Source organism: Brevibacterium sp. LS14 (assembly GCF_012027885.1).
GTDB lineage: Bacteria > Actinomycetota > Actinomycetes > Actinomycetales > Brevibacteriaceae > Brevibacterium > Brevibacterium casei.
In genome coordinates, this window is the sequence record NZ_SJXG01000032.1 from 91,842 (window position 1) to 105,213 (window position 13,372).

General features: G+C 69.3%; 12 protein-coding genes. 9 read left to right on the forward strand and 3 right to left on the reverse strand.

All coding sequences use genetic code 11. The annotated features are described in order from the left end of the window. The first annotated feature begins 66 nt into the window (after window positions 1-66). The 6 genes from EZE58_RS04225 (at window position 67) to EZE58_RS04250 (ending at window position 6,290) form a co-directional block, all read left to right on the forward strand. Window positions 67-984, forward strand: coding sequence for a LysR substrate-binding domain-containing protein (locus tag EZE58_RS04225; protein ID WP_167559907.1), 918 nt, complete (start codon window positions 67-69; stop codon window positions 982-984). A 43-nt stretch (window positions 985-1,027) separates the two neighbouring features. After that, window positions 1,028-2,257, forward strand: coding sequence for a PLP-dependent aspartate aminotransferase family protein (locus EZE58_RS04230; RefSeq protein WP_167559909.1), 1,230 nt, complete (start codon window positions 1,028-1,030; stop codon window positions 2,255-2,257). After that, window positions 2,257-2,829, forward strand: coding sequence for a GNAT family N-acetyltransferase (locus tag EZE58_RS04235; protein WP_167559911.1), 573 nt, complete (start codon window positions 2,257-2,259; stop codon window positions 2,827-2,829). Before EZE58_RS04230 ends, EZE58_RS04235 begins: the two co-directional genes overlap by 1 nt. A 101-nt stretch (window positions 2,830-2,930) precedes the next feature. Next, window positions 2,931-3,713: an enoyl-CoA hydratase gene (locus EZE58_RS04240; protein ID WP_167559913.1), complete on the forward strand. Its 783-nt coding sequence runs from the start codon at window positions 2,931-2,933 to the stop codon at window positions 3,711-3,713. Window positions 3,714-3,800: 87 nt separating this feature from the next. Further along, window positions 3,801-5,435, forward strand: coding sequence for a long-chain-fatty-acid--CoA ligase (locus EZE58_RS04245; protein WP_167559915.1), 1,635 nt, complete (start codon window positions 3,801-3,803; stop codon window positions 5,433-5,435). Window positions 5,436-5,576: 141 nt separating this feature from the next. Next, window positions 5,577-6,290: a YceI family protein gene (locus EZE58_RS04250; RefSeq protein WP_167559917.1), complete on the forward strand. Its 714-nt coding sequence runs from the start codon at window positions 5,577-5,579 to the stop codon at window positions 6,288-6,290. 66 nt (window positions 6,291-6,356) lie between these two features. Here the strand turns inward: EZE58_RS04250 and chrA are convergent, their stop codons facing one another. Together chrA and EZE58_RS04260 are read right to left on the reverse strand one after the other, a co-directional pair. Continuing rightward, complete coding sequence (gene chrA, locus EZE58_RS04255; RefSeq protein ID WP_167559919.1) at window positions 6,357-7,622, reverse strand: chromate efflux transporter; 1,266 nt, start codon at window positions 7,620-7,622, stop codon at window positions 6,357-6,359. 91 nt (window positions 7,623-7,713) lie between these two features. After that, window positions 7,714-8,577, reverse strand: coding sequence for a hypothetical protein (locus tag EZE58_RS04260; RefSeq protein ID WP_167559921.1), 864 nt, complete (start codon window positions 8,575-8,577; stop codon window positions 7,714-7,716). A 95-nt stretch (window positions 8,578-8,672) separates the two neighbouring features. On the opposite strand from EZE58_RS04260, the gene EZE58_RS04265 reads away from it, so the two are divergent. Beyond that, window positions 8,673-9,587, forward strand: a complete 915-nt coding sequence (locus EZE58_RS04265) for a 3-hydroxyacyl-CoA dehydrogenase NAD-binding domain-containing protein (RefSeq protein ID WP_167559923.1) — start codon at window positions 8,673-8,675, stop codon at window positions 9,585-9,587. Between the two features lie 76 nt (window positions 9,588-9,663). Here the strand turns inward: EZE58_RS04265 and EZE58_RS04270 are convergent, their stop codons facing one another. Next, window positions 9,664-10,017: a nuclear transport factor 2 family protein gene (locus EZE58_RS04270; RefSeq protein WP_167559925.1), complete on the reverse strand. Its 354-nt coding sequence runs from the start codon at window positions 10,015-10,017 to the stop codon at window positions 9,664-9,666. Between the two features lie 249 nt (window positions 10,018-10,266). Here EZE58_RS04270 and EZE58_RS04275 point away from each other — a divergent pair, with 249 nt between their 5' ends. Together EZE58_RS04275 and EZE58_RS04280 are read left to right on the forward strand one after the other, a co-directional pair. Further along, on the forward strand, window positions 10,267-11,649 hold the full coding sequence (locus EZE58_RS04275) for an NAD-dependent succinate-semialdehyde dehydrogenase (protein WP_167559927.1): 1,383 nt from the start codon (window positions 10,267-10,269) through the stop codon (window positions 11,647-11,649). 173 nt (window positions 11,650-11,822) lie between these two features. Next, window positions 11,823-13,202, forward strand: coding sequence for a TIGR00366 family protein (locus tag EZE58_RS04280; protein ID WP_167559929.1), 1,380 nt, complete (start codon window positions 11,823-11,825; stop codon window positions 13,200-13,202). The last annotated feature ends 170 nt before the right edge of the window (window positions 13,203-13,372 follow it).

The window sequence follows — 13,372 nt, forward strand, 5'->3', positions numbered from 1 at the left end:
CAGCCTCGGCGGTAGACAGCGAAAACGTCTCGACCCATATCGATCTGATATGCCATGATGGTGGGTATGCGCGACGTCTCGGACATGCAGCGGTGGCCGGAGCTGCGGGCTCTCGGGCTCCTCGTCGCCCTCGCCGGGGGTGCCGGGTCGATCGGTCAGGCCGCCGAGGCGGTCGGACTCGCGCAGCCCAACGCCTCCCGCAGCCTGTCGAACCTCGAGCGGGACCTGAAGGTGCCGCTGCTCAAGCGCTCACCACGGGGTACCGACCTCACCGCCGAAGGCCAGGCCGTGGCCGAATGGGCCGCGCAGGTCATCGACGCCTACAGTGCCCTCAACGCGGGCACCCGCGCGATCCAGGAGGCGCGGGCCGGCACGGTGCGGGTGTGCGCCTCCCTCACCGTCGCCGAGTATCTCCTGCCCGGGTATCTCGCGACCTTCACCTCGGCGCACCCGGGGATCGACGTCGGACTCGGGGTGGAGAACTCCGCCGCGGTCGTCGCCGAGGTCCGCGCGCAGCGCTGCGACTTGGGGCTCGTCGAATCGGTTTCCCTGCCGGCCGGGTTCCCCACGGCCGTGATCGGCCGCGATCGCCTCCTCATCGCCGCCGCCCCGACGTTCCCCGGGCGGTGGACTGCGCCCCTGTCCGCCGAGTCGCTCGCCGCCACGCCGCTCCTCGTCCGGGAGGTCGGGTCGGGGACCAGGGAGGCCATCGACACCGCGCTCGCCGAATTCGGCGGGGCGAGCGTGGCGGGGGAGTACCGGTCGAACTCGGCGCTCAAGGTGGCGGCGGCGACCGGAGTCGCCCCGGTCGTCCTCTCCGAGCTCGCCCTGCGTGATGACGTCCTCTCCAAACGGCTGGTGCCCCTGCCGGTCGACGATGGGCTCGACCTCGACCGGCGGCTGCACGCGCTGTGGTCGCCGAAGCGGCGCCTCTCGGCAGGCGCCCGGGCGCTGCTCGAGCACATGACGAGTGCGCGCGGGTGAGCGGCCGCGGCGAGGCAGCGGACCGACCCCCTATATTGGGCCCATGACGACTCGCGAAACCGCCTACTCACCGGAGACCGTTCTCGTCGAAGCGGCCCGGCCGCCTCGTGTCCCCGGAGCCTCGGTCAATCCGCCCGTCGAGCTCTCCTCGACCTTCATCGGCACGACCGACATGGGTGATGCGCCCTTCGGGTACGGGCGCTTCGCGACCCCTGCATGGACACCGTTCGAGGAGGCGCTCGCCGAACTCGAGCACGCGGAGGTGCCCGCCCTCGTCTTCGGCTCGGGCCTCGCCGCGATCGCCGCCGTGCTCAGTCTCATTCCGCGCGGCGGCACGCTCATCATGCCTCGGCACGCGTACCAGGGTGCGCTCCAGTCGGCGGAGGAGCTCGCCGAGCGTGCCGGGTTCTCCGTGCTCAGCGTCGACATCGCCGACACCGAGGCGGTCGTCGCCGCCCTCGACTCGGCCGCCGGCTCGAGCGGGTCCGCTGGGACGGGTGGGTCCGCCGGGACGGGCACGACCGCCTCGGCGATGCTGTGGATCGAATCCCCGACGAACCCGATGCTCGAGGTCGCCGATGTCCCCGACCTCGTCGAGGCGGCCCGGCAACGCGGGATCCTCGTCGCCGTCGACAACACCTTCGCGACCCCGCTGCTCCAGACTCCGCTCGAACTCGGCGCGGACATCGTCGTCCATTCGGTGACGAAGTACCTCGCCGGGCACTCCGATGTCGTCCTCGGCGCGGTCGTCTCACGCGACCCCGGCCTGCGGGAGAGGCTCCTGGCCGAGCGGGCGATGCGCGGGGCGATCGCCGGCCCCTTCGAGGTGTGGCTCGCACTGCGGGGGATGCGCACGCTCTCCGTCCGACTCGAGCGGGCGCAGGCCAATGCGCAGGTCATCGCCGAACGCCTCGCCGCCCGCCCCGACATCGTCGAGGTCCGCTACCCGGGTCTGCCCGGCGACCCCGGTCATGCTCGGGCGGCCGCGCAGATGGCAGGCTTCGGGGCGATCGTCTCGTTCACCGTTGCCTCGGCCGACACCGCCACCGCCATCGCCGAGGCGGTGCGTCTGTGGACCCCGGCAACCTCGCTGGGCGGGGTCGAATCCCTCATCGAACGCAGGCGCCGCCACTCCTCCGAGCCGACCTCCGTGCCCGAGGGCCTGCTGCGGCTGAGTGTCGGCATCGAACACGTCGACGACCTCTGGGCCGACCTCGACTCGGCGATCAGCGCAGCGATCGCGGCGACAGGCGGGGGCGAGAGTGCGCGCTGATGCCTGAGATCACCACCGATGACTTCGTCCTCGACCGGCCGACTCTGAACGATGTCGATGAGATCTTCGCCATCGAGAGCGACCCGCGCGTGTGGACGCACTTCCCCTCAGGACGCGTGACCCGGCGTGAGGACGCGGCGGCGACACTGGCCCGGCGGATGAGCCGGTGGGAACGCGACGGCCTGGAGATGTGGATGGTCCGCGAGGTCCCGTCGGGTCCGATCATCGGCTTCGCCGGATGCAGCCTGCGCGGGGGCACCGAGGCCGAGCCGAAGGGTCCCGACGCGTTCTGGAACCTCGGATACCGTTTCGCGCCCGAGGCACAGGGGCGGGGGCTGGCGACCGCGGTGTCGCGTCTGGCCATCGACCGCGCCCGTCAGGTCGACCCCACGCTGCCGGTCGTCGCCTACCTGCTCGAGCACAACACGGCATCGGCCAGGGTGGCGCAGAAGCTCGGGTTGCGGCTGCGCTACCGCGGACCCGATGCCGACAATCCCGATTCCACCGCCGTGCGCCTCGTCTTCGCCGACCGGGAGCTCACGCCTCCGCAGCTGCCCGCGACCCTGCGGTAGGTCCAGCTCTGCCGGGCGACGTTTGCGAAACTGTGACCCAGATCAACTTAACGTGCGTTAAGCTTGCGACAGGGAAAACGTCCGCGTCCGAAGGAGCCGCCTTGCCCCAGAGTGTTCTCGTCGATCACAGCGACGGTGTCGCGACCATCGCGATCAACCGTCCCGACACCCTCAACGCGCTCACCGGCGAGGCCTTCCGCGACCTCGGCGACGCGATCACCGAGGCAGCCGAGAGCGCTCGAGCCATCGTCCTCACCGGCAACGACCGGTCCTTCAGCTCCGGTGCCGACCTGCAGGGCTCGGTCAGCGCCGAGGAGACCGGGCAGGGCCGCGACGTCAGCCTCGACCTCGACGAGGCGAACGCGATCATCCGCTCCCTCATCGACGTCCCCGTCCCGACCATCGCCGCGGTCTCCGGACCGGCCGCGGGCATCGGGTGCTCTCTGGCGCTGGCCTGCGACTACGTGGTCATGAGCGAACAGTCCTACCTCATGCTCGCGTTCGCGAAGATCGGCCTCATGCCCGACGGCGGAGCCACGGCGCTCGTGGCCGCCTCGGCGGGACGGCACCGGGCGATGGCGATGGCGCTGACGGCGAAGAAGGTGTGGGCGCCCGAAGCCCTCAACTGGGGGCTCGCGAGCGAAGTCGTGCCCGCCGGTGAGCAGCTCAGCCGCGCCCGAGAGCTCGCAGGCCAGTGGGCGCAGGGCGCGCCGCTCGCGTTCTCCCGCACGAAGTCGGCCATCAACGAGGCGAGCCTGACCTCGCTCGAGGACGCCTTCGCCCGCGAATCCGCCGACCAGACCTATCTGCGCGGCACCCGCGACTTCGCCGAGGGGGTGTCGGCCTTCATCGAGAAACGCACCCCTCGCTTCCGAGGAGAATAGACGCCCGCCGCAGGGCGACCGCCCGACCCGGCCTCCCCGAAGCCACATCCCCGCCACCGCAGACGAGTGAACGAACAAAGGAGTCCCATGCTCACTGGCATCCCGTCGACCCTCGGCGACAGCTACCAGCTCAACACCACCTCGATGATGCGGCACGCCGCCCTGACCTTCGGCGAACAGGAGGTCGTCTACCGCCGCTCCGACGGCTCGTGGGGACGGTCGAACTACGCCGAGGAGTGGCGCCGGATGGCCCAGCTCGCCCACGGGCTGAGCGAACTCGGCGTCGGCGCCGGCTCCATGGTCGGCGTCCTCGACTGGAACTCCCGCCGGCACTTCGAGCTCTACTTCGCCGTGCCCGGCCTCGCGGCCACGATGCTCCAGCTCAACCTCCGCCTCGCGCCCGAGGACCTTGCCTACGTCGTCAGCCACTCGAAGTCCGACTGGATCTTCGTCGACGAGTCGCTTCTGCCGGTGGCCGAGAAGCTCGCCCCGAAGCTCGACGTCAAGGGTTGGGTCGTCATGACCGACAAGCCGTCGTCGGAGATCGAGACGACCCTGGACAACGTCGTCTTCTACGAAGACCTCATCGGTGACAAGCCCGAGACCTACGATTGGCCGGTCGTCGACGAGAAGACGGCCGCCTACGCCGGCTACACGACGGGCACCACGGGTCGGCCCAAAGGCGTGTATTACTCGCACCGGTCGATCTACCTGCACACTATGGGCGGGCTCGCCGCGCTCGGGGCGACGTTCTCCGACACCGTCATGCCGATCACTCCGATGTTCCACGTCCTGTCCTGGGGCTTCCCGCAGAACGCGGTGGCCGCCGGAGCCAAACTCGTCCTGCCCGGCAAGTTCGCCGCCGAGGAGTTCGGGGCGATCGCGCAGGCGTTCATCGCCGAGAAGGTCACCCTGGCCAACGGTGCCCCGGCGATCTTCGCCCCCATGCTCCAGATGATGAAGAACATGCCCGAGCCTCCGGACCTCAGCGGTGTCCGCCTCGTCTCCGGGTCCTCCGAGCCGCCGCTGTCGATGATGCGCGGGTTCAAGGAGATCACCGGCGCCGACGTCATCCATGGCTACGGGGCGACGGAGACGACGCCGCTGGCGACGACGAACTGGCACATCAAGCCGAGCCTCGACATGGACGAGGAGGAGCGCTGGGACTTCAAGCGCTACCAGGGTCTGCCGGTCATCGGCGTCGAGGTCAAGGTCGTCGATCCCACCGGTGAGGAGCTGCCTCGCGACGGCAAGTCGATGGGCGAGGTGCTCATGCGCGGACCGTGGATCACCGAATCCTACTTCCAGCTGCCGGACAACTCCGAGAGGTTCCTCGACGGCTGGTGGCGTTCGGGCGACGTCGGGGTCATCTACCCCAACGGGTACCTCAAGCTCACCGACCGCCTCAAGGACGTCATCAAGTCCGGCGGCGAGTGGATCTCCTCGATCGACATGGAGAATGCGATCCTCGACAGTCCCGACGTCAAGGAGGCAGCCGTCATCGGCGTCCCCGACGAGAAGTGGCAGGAGCGTCCCGTCGCCTACGTCGTGGCCAATGACGGCGCCGAGGTGACCCGGGAGAAGATCGTCGAGGTCCTCGGCGATCGTTTCGCCAAGTGGCAGCTGCCCGACGAGATCATCGTCACCGAGGAGCTGCCGCGCACCTCGGTGGGCAAGCTCGACAAGAAGCTGCTGCGCAAGAACTGGGAGAACGAGGGCTGAAGGTTCTTCGCTGAGAGGTCCTGCGGGTGGGACGAATCCCCGCCGACTGTCGAATCCCTGGGAATCCTGCGCCGCAGTCCCAGGGATTCGGCAGGATGGAAGGTCTTCCGAGCCGGTAGTTGAAGTTTGTACCGTAGTGGCATGACGAACACTCGCCGTCCGCTCCGCTCCCGACCGCTCACCTGGATCATCGCGATCCTCATCATCGTCCTGCTCATCGGCGGTGCCATCATCGGCACCCGGCTCTACGCCTCCTCGCAGAACTCGGCCGCACCGGAATCCTTCACCTCCGAAGACGTCGCGGCCGAGACCGGGACCGGGAGCGCCTCGGCGGGAGCGATCGCCGGGGAATGGACGATCGGTGACGGCTCGGAGGCCGGGTACCGCGTCGACGAGGTGCTCAACGGTGAGAACGTCACCGTCGTCGGACGCACCGATGACGTCACGGGCTCCGTGACCGTGGAGGGCACCGAGCTCACGGCAGGCACCGTCACGGTCGACCTGCGCACCGTGGCCACGGACAACGCGCGCCGCGACGGGTACTTCACCTCGCAGGCCATCGACACGAGCGCCAACCCCGAGGCGACATTCACCGCCACCGGTCCCGTCGACCTCTCTGCCGTCGGGGACTCGGGTTCGGCCGAGGTCGAGATCCCCGGCACCCTCGAGATCAACGGGCAGAGCCAGGAGGCGACCGCGCAGGCGACGACGACGCGGACGAACGACGGACTCAGCGTCGTCGGTGCCATCGACGTCACGTGGCAGGACTTCGGGGTCGCCCCGCCCAATCTCGGCTTCGTCTCCGTCGAGGACTCCGGAGTCGTCGAGTTCTCCCTCGCGCTCACGCAGGGGTGAACAGCGCGCACGGCTGAGTCACTCGTGGGTCGCGCCCGAGCGAGGCTCGAGTCAGGCCTGTAGACCTCAGAGGGCGATGGCCCCGATGCCGGCGGCACCGAGCACGATCGCCCAGGCGGGCACGTTCCACCGTGTGAGGGCGATGAACGCGGCCAGCGCGATCGCGAGCGTGGCCGGGGAGGTGACGCCTTCGACGAACGCGGGGTCGAAGAGGGCCGCGCCGAGGAGGCCGACGACCGCCGCATTCACCCCGAGCAGCGCCCGGCGGGCGTGGACCGAACGGTGCAGACCCTGCCAGAACGGCAGGGCACCGACCGTCAGCAGTCCCGCGGGCAGGAAGATCGCAACGAGGGCGATCGTCGCCCCGAGCACCCCGGTCGGGCCGCTGGTCGTCGAGGCACCGAGGAACGCGGCGAACGTGAACAGCGGACCGGGCACCGCCTGAGCGGCACCGTAGCCGGCGAGGAACGTGTCATGGTCGACCAGCCCGGAGCGCACGGTCTCGGTCTCGAGCAGCGGGAGGACGACGTGCCCGCCGCCGAAGACGAGGGCGCCCGCGCGGGAGAAGATGTCTGCCAACCGCAGAGCCGGATCACCGGTGAGCGCCGAGGCGAGGGGCAGGACGATGAGCAGCGCGGCACACGTGATGAGCGCTGCCGCCCCTGCCCGCTTCGAGACCGGGACCCGGAAGCCCGACGGTGCGGCGGCAGGCGCCTGCGCCTTGGCGGCGCTCGACTCGGAGGCGGCGGCCTCTGTCCGCGCGCTCTCCTCGGTCCGTGCGGCCGCCTCGGCGCGCAGCCAGGTCAGACCGAGCACCGCGCCGACGACGATCGCAAGCACCTGGACGGCGGGGGAGGGGACGAGGAGGACGATGATGGCCGCGATGCCGGCGATCGTCGCGCGTTTGGCATCGGGGGTCAGGGACTTCGCCATGCCGAGGACGGCACCGGCGACGATCGCGACCGCGGCGGCCTTGACCCCGGCCAGCCAGCCGGTGCCCATCGCGTCACCGAAGGCATCGATGCCGAAGGCGAAGGCGACGAGCAGGATCGCCGAGGGCATCGTGAACGCGAACCACGCCGCGAGCAGACCCCCGTACCCGGCCCGCTGCAGGCCGATCGCCATGCCCACCTGCGAGGACGCCGGTCCGGGCAGGAACTGGCAGAGGGCGACGAGGTCGGCGTAGGCATCATCGTTAAGCCACTTCCGCCGGGCCACGAACGTCTCCCGGAAGTATCCGAGATGGGCGACGGGTCCGCCGAAGGAGGTGAGTCCGAGGCGGAGGAAGATCCGGAAGACCTCGCCGACGGTGCCGGGGTGCCGGTTGCTCATCTGTTCCTCTCGACGGACATCCACGCACCGATCCGACCGGCGCTGAGGCACCATTCAACGGGGCGAACATGACGTCGAGGTGAACGAGTCCTCACGGATGGTGGAGGAGGTACGTCCCGCCTTTGAGGCACGTGTCGACGACCCAGCCGTCGGCGATGAGCGCGGTGAGCGAATCGCGCAGGGCCACCCGCCAGCGGGCGGCGAGCTCGGCATCGTGGCGGCGCAGGTTCTCGATGTCGGAGGGGAAGTCGAGGGAGACGACGGCGGCCTCCCGCGGGACTTCGGAGATGAGCGGTTCGCCGGACGCATCGGCGCGCAGGCACGCGAACGCACTGTCCGCGGGCACCGCGGGCACCCGGGCGGGCCGGTCGAGCGGCCACGAGACCATCATCCGGTCACTCGCCTGACCCTCGTTGAGGCCGTCGCGCATCTGCCCGTAGAAGTCCTCGAGGTATTCGACCATGCTCACGCCGAGGCGCTGGAAGTTGAAGTACGCGTTGCGGGCGATGAGCGGATCGAACGTCCACGTCATCTCCGTGATCCCGAGTTCGAGGCACCACAGTCGCTGGTGGAGCTTCATCGCCGACCCGGCCCCGTGCCCGACGTGCCCGTGACGGACCCCGGCGATGTGCGAGTGCATGACGGTGCCGAGCGGCTGCCCGAAGAACCCGACGGTCACGCCGATCATCTCCTCGGGGTCGTCGGCGCTGAACGCGGCGGAGACGTAGTTGCCGGCGTGGGCGAAGGCGACGATGAGTCCGGGTTCGAAGACGTTCGTGCCCGTCTTGTCGACGTTCCACACCTCGTCGAGGAGCAGGGAGGCCTCGGCCGCCTCGGCGGCGGTGTGGATCTCACGGACGATGATGCCAGCACCTTCGGCGGCGGCCTCGAATTCGTCCTCGGCCAGGGCGATGATCTCCGAGTCGACCGTTCTCAGTCCTGCGCGCGTTTCCATGGTGACATTGTGCCACCGAACCTCCCGGTCAGAGGCGTCGGCGGAGGGGAAATTCGCCTCCGGTCCCGGCCGGGGACGAGGTATAGCCTGATCCCATGACATCGACTGCCGCCGTCATCGGCGCCGGAACCATCGGCCGCTCCTTCGCCCGCCTCTTCGCCGCCTCCGGGCATCCGGTGCGGGTGTGGGATCCCCGGGATGACCTCGCCGAGGTGGTCGCCGGCATCCGTGCCGACGTCGCCGCCGATCTCGCGGACAGGCCAGGGCAGACCGGCGGGGAGATCGAGTCCGCGGACACGCTCGAGGAGGCGGTCGCCTCGGCGGGATTCGTCCAGGAGTCGGGACCCGAGGACCCGGTCGAGAAGCCGAGGCTCTTCGCCCGTCTCGCCGAGGCGGCACCGGCCCAGGCCGTGCTCGCCACCTCGTCGTCGACGATCCCGGCCTCGCTCATCGCCTCCGACCTGCCCGATGCGGTCGCCGCCCGGATCATCGTCGGCCATCCCTTCAACCCGCCGCACCTCATGCCGCTCGTCGAGGTCGTCCCCTCACTGCGGACGAGCGCGGACACCGTCGCGGCCGCGGTCGCGTTCTACCGCAGCTGCGGACGCGAACCCGTCGTCCTGCGCCGGGAGGTGCGCGGGTTCGTCGGCAACCGGCTGCAGAACGCGCTGATGAAGGAGGCGGTCGCGCTCGTCGAGAACGGCGTCGTCACCGCCGCCGAACTCGATGCGGTGATGCGGAACTCGCTCGGTCTGCGCTGGGCGGCCGTGGGACAGTTCGCGGGCATGCACCTCGGCGGGGGATCGGCGGGGATCCGCGGATTCATGCACCACATCGGGCCCTCGTTCGCCGCGATCGACCCGTTGCCGCTCGACCTCGGCGATGAGGCGATGGAGCAGGTGTACGCGCAGGTCGAAGACGCCTACGGGACGACGCCGAGCGCTGCAGCCGCCGCTGAGCGCGACCGCATCCAACGGGCAGTGCTGCAGGCCCGGGGGCAGGCTGACTGAGGAAGCGAAGTGCCTGGGTCCGCGCTGCTCAAACGGCGCGGGGCTGGGTGGCGCGGGGGTTGAGGTTGCGCGCAGCTCAGACGGCGGGGGCGTAGAAGTACGTCGTCCGTTCGGCGATGAGACCGTCATCGTCGAAGCGGAAGAAGTCGGAGAACCCGACGCGGGTCTCCGAGCCGTCCTTGAGCCGTCCCGCGAAGATCCCGCGACTGGCCGCATGGCTGCGGTCGACGAGGATCTCGGTGAGCTCGTGCGCCCCGGACTCGATGACCCGGGCGCCCAGGTAGAAGTCGGTGATCTGCTGGCCGACCATCGTCGGATAGCCGGGGCGATCGTAGGAGGCGTCGGCGGCGAAGAGCGCCGAGGTGGCGACCGGGTCACCGGCGTCGACGGTCGTGTAGTAGCGCTTGACGAGATCTGTGACTGAGGTCATAGCGACAACATAGCAGTCCCCGCCTGCGCGACCGAGCACAGGACCCCGCCGGTACATGCTGACACGCCCGCTCTCCGACCCCCGCCGATGAATAGGGCACCCGGAGTCTGCAGGGCACCCTGGGAATTCGGTGGGGGAATTGCCGCGGACGCGGATCGGTCATAGCGTGGGACGAACACGCGGTGACCACCTCGGCGAGGTCTGCGGTCACCGGCGATTCCCGGCATCGAAGCAGAGAAGAGGTCCATCATGTCCACCCTGTATCGCGTGACCGACCCGGCGACCGGCGAGGTCGTCGAAGAGTTCCCGACGGCGACCGACGCGGAGATCCTCGCGGCCCTCGACCGGTCGGCGACGACGTTCACCCAGTGGAGCCGGACACCGGTGGCCGAGCGGGCGAGACTGCTCACCCGGGTCGCCGAGATCTACGCCGAACGGGCCGACGAGCTCGCCGAAGTGATCCGGCTCGAGATGGGCAAGGCCGTGCCCGAAGGCAAGGGCGAGGTCGCCCTGAGCTCGAACATCTACCGGTACTTCGCCGACAACGCCGAGGCGTTCATGGCCGATGAGCCCCTGCGCGGACCCGAGGACGGCACCGCATGGATCCGCCGCAAGCCCGTCGGCTCGCTGCTGGGCATCATGCCGTGGAACTTCCCCTACTATCAGGTCGCCCGGTTCGCCGCGCCCAACCTCGCGCTCGGCAACACGATCCTGCTCAAGCACGCCCCGCAGTGCCCGCGGTCGGCGAAGATCATGGAGGAGATCTTCATTCAGGCGGGACTGCCCGAGGGCGCGTACATCAACGTCTACGCGAGCAACGAGCAGGTCGCCGATCTCATCCTCCCCGACCCCCGCAATCAGGGCGTGTCCCTCACCGGGTCCGAGCGTGCCGGCGCGGCCGTGGCCGCCGAAGCGGGGAAGAACCTCAAGAAGGTCGTCCTCGAACTCGGCGGCTCCGACCCCTACATCCTCCTCGACACCGCTGACGTGGCGAAGAGCGCGAAGACGTTCTTCAACACCCGCATGGGCAACACGGGGCAGGCATGCAATTCGCCCAAGCGGATGATCGTCATGGACGACGTCTACGACGAGTTCCTCACCTCGATCACCGAGGCGGCGAAGAAGGCCACCCCGGAGGTGCCCGGTGAGGAGGGCTCCCGTCTCTCCCCGCTGTCCTCGGTCGCCGCCGCCGACCGCTTCGTCGAGCAGGTCCAGGACACCGTCAGCCAGGGCGCGACCCTGCTTGCCGGCGGGAAGAAGTACGACGGCGGCGGCGCCTACGTCGAACCCGTCGTCCTCACCGATGTCGAGAAGGGCATGCGCGGCTACTACGAGGAGCTCTTCGGCCCGGCCGTCATCGTCTACAGGGTCGGAAGCGAAGAGGAAGCCGTCGAACTCGCCAATGACACGCCGTTCGGCCTCGGCGCCGCTGTCTTCTCCGGCGACGTCGAACGCGCGGAGCGGGTCGGGGCGCAGATCGACTCCGGCATGGTCTTCATCAACGCGCCCGAAGGCTCGCGCGAATACCTGCCCTTCGGCGGGGTCAAGCGCTCGGGCGTCGGCCGCGAGCTCGGACCGCTGGCCATGGACGAATTCGTCAACAAGCAGCTCGTGTTCCAGAAGAACTCCTGAGATCGCACGCGTGAGGTGAGCTGAGGGGTCCGCGCACCCGCGACCGAGGCCCGACCACCTCGGCGAGCGAGGCCCGACCACCTCGGCGAGCATGGGGAAGGCGCCGTCCGATCGGACGGTGCCTTCACTGTATCCTGATGTGATACACAGCACTTTCCCAGCAGGAGGTCCCCATGTCGGCACCGTCGCCGTCACAGCAGAAGAACGCCGCGGTCTCCAAGGGCGTGATGCGCCCGATCAACCGCGTCCTCGAGAGGTGGATCCCCTCGGCGCTGACGTTCGCCATCGTCCTCACCCTCATCGTCGCGATCCTCGCCTTCGTCCTCACCGGGGCGAGCCCGCTCGAGGTCGTCACCAGCTGGGGCGTGGGGCTGTCGGGTCTGCTCGAATTCATGACCCAGATGTGCCTCATCCTCCTCCTCGGCCACATCCTCGCGAACACGGGACCCGTCCAGGCGCTGCTCGCCCGGCTCGCCCGCGTCCCCGGCAGCGCCGCCTTCGCCTACGTCTTCGTCTTCCTCGTCGCCGCGATCGCCAGCCTCATCACGTGGGGCCTCGGCCTCGTCGTCGGCGCCCTGCTCGCCCGCGAGGTCGCCGTCCAGGCCCGGCAGCGCGGGATCAAGGTCCACTTCCCGCTCCTCGTCGCCGCCGGCTACTCCGGCATGGTCGTCTGGCACATGGGGTACTCGGGCTCGGGTCCGCTCACCGCGGCCACCCCGGACTCGTTCCTCGCCGAGTCCCTCGGCGGGCAGATCGTGCCCGTGAGCCAGACGATCTTCTCCACGTGGAACCTGCTCGCCATCCTCGGCGTCCTCATCGTCTGCAGCGTCCTCTTCTACCTCATCGCCCCCAAGGGCGACGCCCCGGTCTACCTGATGCCCGAATCCGTCGATCCCTCGGCGCAGCCCTCCTTCGCCGAGGAGGTCCTCACTCCCGCCGACCGCATCGACGCCTCCCGCATCCTCACCCTCATCGTCGGTCTCGCCCTCGTCGCCTACCTCATCGTCCACTTCGCGCAGGGCGGGGGGCTGACCCTCGACATCGTCAACTGGTCGTTCCTCGCGCTCATCTTCCTGCTCGTGAAGAACCCCTTCGAGCTCATCCACCTGACGAAGAACGCGGCCTCGAACGTCGGCGAGATCCTCCTGCAGTTCCCGCTCTACGCAGGCATCCTCGGCATCATGAGCGGCACCGGACTCATTGCGGTGTTCTCCGACGCCTTCGTCTCGATCGCCAACCCGGTCTCCTTCGGCGTCCTCGCCCTGCTCTCGGCCGGACTCGTCAACTTCTTCGTCCCCTCCGGCGGCGGCCAGTTCGCTGTGCAGGGCCCGATCATGCTCGACGCGGCCAACCAGCTCGGCGTCGATCCGTCGATCGCGATCATGGCCGTGTCCTACGGGGACCAGTGGACGAACATGCTCCAGCCGTTCTGGGCCCTGCCGGTGCTCGCGATCGCGGGGCTGAAGATGCGCGACATCCTCGGCTACACGTTCATCACGTTCCTCGGCTCCGGAGTCGTCATGGCGCTCGCGCTGCTGCTCGTGTCTCTGTGAGGTGTCTCTGTGAGGTCACCGCACCGGCACTGTGAGGCTACCGGGAATTACGATATGGTAGCCTCCATCGTTGGTTGCCCACGAAGTCGCAGGCGGACCTGATCCTCCACCCCTTGACTGGGCGCGGCGCCGGGCCAGAGCACTGAGTCGAGATGTCGGGGCGCTCCAGC

Excerpts from the sequence above, each read along its gene's own strand:
- EZE58_RS04225 (WP_167559907.1), top strand. The coding sequence starts at position 67 with ATGCGCGACGTCTCGGACATGCAGCGGTGGCCGGAGCTGCGGGCTCTC.
- EZE58_RS04230 (WP_167559909.1), top strand. The coding sequence starts at position 1,028 with ATGACGACTCGCGAAACCGCCTACTCACCGGAGACCGTTCTCGTCGAA.
- EZE58_RS04235 (WP_167559911.1), top strand. The coding sequence starts at position 2,257 with ATGCCTGAGATCACCACCGATGACTTCGTCCTCGACCGGCCGACTCTG.
- EZE58_RS04245 (WP_167559915.1), top strand. The coding sequence starts at position 3,801 with ATGCTCACTGGCATCCCGTCGACCCTCGGCGACAGCTACCAGCTCAAC.
- EZE58_RS04250 (WP_167559917.1), top strand. The coding sequence starts at position 5,577 with ATGACGAACACTCGCCGTCCGCTCCGCTCCCGACCGCTCACCTGGATC.
- chrA (WP_167559919.1), bottom strand. The coding sequence starts at position 7,622 with ATGAGCAACCGGCACCCCGGCACCGTCGGCGAGGTCTTCCGGATCTTC.
- EZE58_RS04260 (WP_167559921.1), bottom strand. The coding sequence starts at position 8,577 with ATGGAAACGCGCGCAGGACTGAGAACGGTCGACTCGGAGATCATCGCC.
- EZE58_RS04265 (WP_167559923.1), top strand. The coding sequence starts at position 8,673 with ATGACATCGACTGCCGCCGTCATCGGCGCCGGAACCATCGGCCGCTCC.
- EZE58_RS04270 (WP_167559925.1), bottom strand. The coding sequence starts at position 10,017 with ATGACCTCAGTCACAGATCTCGTCAAGCGCTACTACACGACCGTCGAC.
- EZE58_RS04275 (WP_167559927.1), top strand. The coding sequence starts at position 10,267 with ATGTCCACCCTGTATCGCGTGACCGACCCGGCGACCGGCGAGGTCGTC.
- EZE58_RS04280 (WP_167559929.1), top strand. The coding sequence starts at position 11,823 with ATGTCGGCACCGTCGCCGTCACAGCAGAAGAACGCCGCGGTCTCCAAG.